The sequence below is a fragment of the Gilvimarinus sp. 1_MG-2023 genome (assembly GCF_030548285.1).
Map to the genome: position 1 here is coordinate 1 of NZ_JAUOSC010000862.1, position 282 is coordinate 282.

Sequence of the window (282 nt, forward strand, 5' to 3'; positions counted from 1 at the left end):
ACGCTATCGAGCATTTTGGTCGCCAGCCCTAACAGCAGCTGACTGTTGGTGCTGGGATTCAACGGTGCTTGCTGCTGCCAGTTTCCGGCAGGCAAGACCAACCCCAACTCCAACGCCCGGTGACAGATATTGCCTTGCTGGACACTGGCAATCACCAGCCGTGTTCTGGTGTCACTGCTGATCAAGCGTGACTGACCCGGCATCAGCAACAGCGACTGCCCCGGCACCATCCGATACACCCTGGTGCCCACAGAGACCTCTGGAAAGCCCCGCTCACACAGC

At 59.2% G+C, this 282-nt stretch carries 1 protein-coding gene; it reads right to left on the reverse strand.

Features of this window, described 5'->3' with window-relative positions:
• Positions 1-230: hypothetical protein (locus Q4563_RS19345; RefSeq protein WP_303605670.1), on the reverse strand; the 230-nt coding region annotated here is incomplete at its 3' end.
• Positions 231-282: the final 52 nt, after the last annotated feature.